We start from the raw sequence: 4,163 nt of genomic DNA on the forward strand, positions 1-4,163 counted from the left end.
GTTTCCAGTCGATCATGCTCGGCGACGCGAACGCCGGTGTCCGGATACCGGCCAAGCGGATCGTGCCGTACGTGTGGGAGCGCGAAGGCGGCGACTGGCTCGGAAAATCGGTCCTACGCAGCGCATATAAGAACTGGCTGCTCAAAGATCGCATGCTGAGGGTGCAGGCGCAAACGATCGAGCGCAACGGGATGGGCATCCCGGTCTACTACGCGGGCCCGATGGACAAGCAAGACGACTTGGACAAGGGCCAGCAGATGGCGAACGACTATCGCGCTGGGGACTCTTCGGGTGCGGCGCTCCCGAACGGCGCGAAGCTGCGGCTACAGGGCGTCGAGGGCGCGCTGCCGGATGCCGATCCGGTGATCCGCTACCACGACGAGCAGATGGCGCGGGCCGTCCTCGCGCATTTCCTGAATCTGGGCACGCAGACCGGTTCCTGGGCGCTGGGCAGCACGTTCGCTGACTTTTTCGTCATGTCGTTGCAGACCGAGGCGCAGCTCGTCGCCGACACCGGAAGCGCCTATATCGTCGAGCCGCTCGTCGACATCAATTTCGGGCCGGACGAACCGGCGCCCCGGATCGTGTTCGACGAGATCGGCTCTCGCCACGACGCGACAGCGGATGCAATGGCGCTGCTGCTCAACGCCGGGGCAGTCATCCCCGATCGCCGCCTCGAGCAGGCGCTACGCGACATGTACGGGCTGCCGCAAAAGGACCCGGACGCGCCCGATCCCGGGCCGAAGTCCGGGCCGCAGCCCGGCGCGCCGGTCGACGGCAACGGCGGCGACCCGAACGAACCCCCCCACCTGCAGGAGCAGCAGCAATGAACGCACGTGATCGTGTCCGGGCGCTGGTGGCCGACCGCGCCGAACGCCCCTGGTATGAGATCAGAGCGGCGGCCGACGCCGACGGCGCCGAGACGCCGGTCGTCTACATCTACGACGAGATCGACTCGTGGTTCGGTGTCTCGGCCGAAGCCTTCGCGCGCGATCTGGCCGCGCTGGACGCCGAGCGCATCGAGGTACACATCAACTCCCCCGGCGGCAACGCCTACGACGGTCTCGCCATCATGAACGCGATCGCCGGCCACCCGGCGCAGATCACGACCATCGTCGACGGGCTCGCGGCCAGCGCGGCGAGCTACATCGCGATCGCGGGCGATGAGGTGATCATGCGCCCGGGCGCACAGATGATGATCCATGAGGCGTGGGGGCTGGCTGTCGGCGACGCGCGCGATATGGCGGCGATGGCCGAGCAGCTCGACGGCGCCAGTAGCGCACTCGCCGAGATCTACGCCAAGAGGACCGGCGGCGACGTCGACGCGATGCGTGAGCTCATGCGCGCCGAGACGTGGTTTTCGGCTGACGAGGCGGTCGAGGCCGGCCTCGCCGATCGGGTCGAGGCGCCGAGCAAGAGCAAGGCCGGCGGGGGCGGGGGCGCGGCCGCCAAGGCGCGTGCGTTCGACCTTAGCGTTTTCAACTACTCCGGCCGCCGCGCGGCTCCCGCGCCGCGGCTGCATCGATCACCCTCTGCCCGAGTCCGTGCGGAGGTCACACCAGGAAAGGAGGGCACTATGCCCACCCTGATCGAGGGCCTGCGTGAGCGTCTCGGACTTCCCGACGACGCCGACGAGGCCGCAGTGCTGGAGGCGGTGAGCGCCCGCGTCGAGGATGGCGGTACGCCCACCGGTGAGCCGGCTCCGGCCGAGCCGACGCTGCAGCAGATCGCGGCCTCGGCTCGGCGGCTGAATCTGCAACTGGTCGACAAGGACCAGTACGACGCGCTCGCGGCGCAGGCCGCGCAGGGCGCGCAGGCGTTCAAGGCGCAGCAGGAGGAGCACCGGAACGCGGTACTCGCCGAGGCGATCCGCACCGGCCGGATCTCGGCGGCGCAACGCGAGACCTACGCCCGGCAGCTCGAACGCGACCCGGAGGACACCGAGGCGTTCCTGATGGGGCTGCCGAAGAACATGGCTGTCCCGCTCGAGGAGATCGGCCACTCGGGCGAGCCGGAGGTCGACGAGCTCGGCGCGGACATGGCCGCCGCCTACGCCAAGGTGACCGGCGCGAACTGGAAGGATGCGTAATGGCTGACTACCTGCCCTTGTACTTCCCGGGCGAAAAGGTGCCGTGCACCACGAGCGCAGCGGTCACCGCCGGTCAGGTGCTCATCGTCTCGGGCAACAACACCGTCGCCGCGTCCAGCGCCGCGGCGGTCGCGTTCGGCATCGCCGCCTACGACGATCCGGTCGGCGGCGCTCAGATCATGGCCTACCGCGACGGCATTCACGTGCTGGCGGCGAGCGGCGCCATCAACGCCGGTGACGCAGTGGTTCCCGCGGCCAGTGGCGCGGTGGCCGCGATCGGGTCCGATACCAACTACGCCCACGTCGTCGGTCAGGCGCTCGCCGCAGCATCCGGCGGCAAGGTGACTGTCGCCCTGCGGCTGGGCTGAGAGAGGTCATTCCCATGAGTGGAACAACATTCCCGCCCGCGCAGCCCACGCTGTCGGGCGACATCCTGCAGATCAACCGGTTTCTGAATGATCCGGTCTGGATTCTGCGGGCGCTGCGCACGATCGGTGATCAGCTGTTCGTCTCGAACAGGATCCTCACCGGCCAGTGGTGGACGGAGTCGGGCTCGGCCGCCTATGAGCAGAACGAGTCGATCTTCGCCGACTCCGCGCCGAAGTCGGTCCCGCCGGGCGGCGAGTACCCGCTGACCACGACCGGCACCGGTCCGGCGAGCATGGCGAACACTGTGAAGTGGGGCCAGGATTCGGAGATCACCGACGAAGCTATCTCGCGGCAGAAATACGCCGTCGTACAGCGGAAGTTCACCAAGCTCGTCAACTCGCATGTGCAGCAGATCGACTCGGTGGCGCTGTCCGCGGTGGCCTCGGCGGTCACGCAGAACACTGCGGCGATTGCGTCCTGGGCGGGCACCGGCGCGACTCCGGTCATTCTGCGCGACCTCATGAGAGCGTTCGCGTCCATCGTGAACCTGAAGCAGGGTTACATGCCCGACACCGTGCTCGTCGGGCTGACCACGTTCGCGAACATCGTCAGCGACGACAAGCTCGCGCAGCTGCTACCCCGCGAGGTGCCCGGCGTCGCCGCCTCACCGGTCAGTGCGGGATGGGATTCGCCGTTTATGAAGCGCATCGGCGGATTTACGTTCGTCACCTCGCCGAACCTGCCGGTGACCGGTCGGGCGACGCTGCTCGACTCGAAGGTGCTCGGCGGTTTCCTCGACGAGCGCGTGCCCGGCCCGGGCTACGTCGCCAGCCAGGACCAGGGCGCCGACGGCATCCAGGTCAAGACCATGCGCGAGGACGAGACCGACGGCTGGCGGATCCGCTGCCGCCGGATCACCACGCCGCTGGTCACCGAACCGGCTGCGGCTTGGCAGATCACAGGAGTCGACGCATGAGGTACCAAGTAACCGCGCCGCTGGTGATCGCACAGGATCACGAGGGGCGGGCTCATCACCGCTACTCGGGCGAAGTGATTCAGTGGCTATCGCCCGAGCAGCGGCAGCACCTGCTCGATCTGGGGATGGTCGAGGAGATCCCCGACGCCACACCCCCAGGTGTCGCGCCCGCGGTCGACGAGTCCGACGAGGACGAGTCGCAGCCGACGCCGGACACCGATCCGGCCGGGCCCGCGCCCGCGGTCGCCCCCGAGCAGGCATCGCAGGAGTCCGAGCAGCCCTCGCGGCCGCCGCAGATCGCGAAGAAAGAGATCTGGGTCGACTGGGCTGTGCAGGCCAAGGGCATCGACAAGGCCGAGGCCGAGACGATGACCTTGGAACAGCTCAAGGCGCTGTGAGAGGGGGTGCGCTGAGATGACCACACCGACACCGTTCGCGACCACGGACGACGTGCAATCGACTTGGCGCACCCTCAACACCGAGCAGACCGCCTACGCCGAGCTGCTGCTGCAGGCGGCGGCGATCTGGATCTACAACCGCGTGCCCGGCATCGACCCGTCGAGCCCGGCCGCGAAAATCGTCTCTATCGAGGTGGTGCGCGCCGCGCTGCAGCGCGACGTGTTCGACGGCGCACCGTCGGGAAAGATCACGCGCGGCAACCGCTCCGACGAGTGGACCGGCGCGCGGACCGCGACCGTCGAGCAGCTCGCCCGCACGCTGGTGTTCAGC

The 4,163-nt window shown here is 68.5% G+C and carries 6 protein-coding genes; all 6 read left to right on the forward strand.

Annotated features, from left to right (window positions below; translation table 11 throughout):
* The first annotated feature begins 14 nt into the window (after positions 1 to 14).
* A complete protein-coding gene (locus tag ACIA5H_RS37600) occupies positions 15 to 830 on the forward strand; it encodes a DUF935 family protein (protein WP_397081107.1) in 816 nt (271 codons plus the stop codon).
* Positions 827 to 2,089, forward strand: a complete 1,263-nt coding sequence (locus ACIA5H_RS37605; protein WP_397081109.1) for a head maturation protease, ClpP-related — start codon at positions 827 to 829, stop codon at positions 2,087 to 2,089. Before ACIA5H_RS37600 ends, ACIA5H_RS37605 begins: the two co-directional genes overlap by 4 nt.
* A complete protein-coding gene (locus ACIA5H_RS37610) occupies positions 2,089 to 2,457 on the forward strand; it encodes a capsid cement protein (RefSeq protein ID WP_397081111.1) in 369 nt (122 codons plus the stop codon). The genes ACIA5H_RS37605 and ACIA5H_RS37610 overlap by 1 nt, the downstream gene beginning before the upstream one ends.
* A gap of 14 nt (positions 2,458 to 2,471) precedes the next feature.
* Positions 2,472 to 3,434, forward strand: coding sequence for a hypothetical protein (locus ACIA5H_RS37615; protein WP_397081113.1), 963 nt, complete (start codon positions 2,472 to 2,474; stop codon positions 3,432 to 3,434).
* A complete protein-coding gene (locus tag ACIA5H_RS37620; protein ID WP_397081115.1) occupies positions 3,431 to 3,832 on the forward strand; it encodes a hypothetical protein in 402 nt (133 codons plus the stop codon). Before ACIA5H_RS37615 ends, ACIA5H_RS37620 begins: the two co-directional genes overlap by 4 nt.
* A 16-nt stretch (positions 3,833 to 3,848) precedes the next feature.
* Positions 3,849 to 4,163, forward strand: a 315-nt coding sequence (locus ACIA5H_RS37625) for a hypothetical protein (RefSeq protein ID WP_397081117.1), incomplete at its 3' end; no start/stop codon positions are given.

Source organism: Nocardia sp. NPDC051900, assembly GCF_044452545.1.
Taxonomy (GTDB): domain Bacteria; phylum Actinomycetota; class Actinomycetes; order Mycobacteriales; family Mycobacteriaceae; genus Nocardia; species Nocardia sichangensis.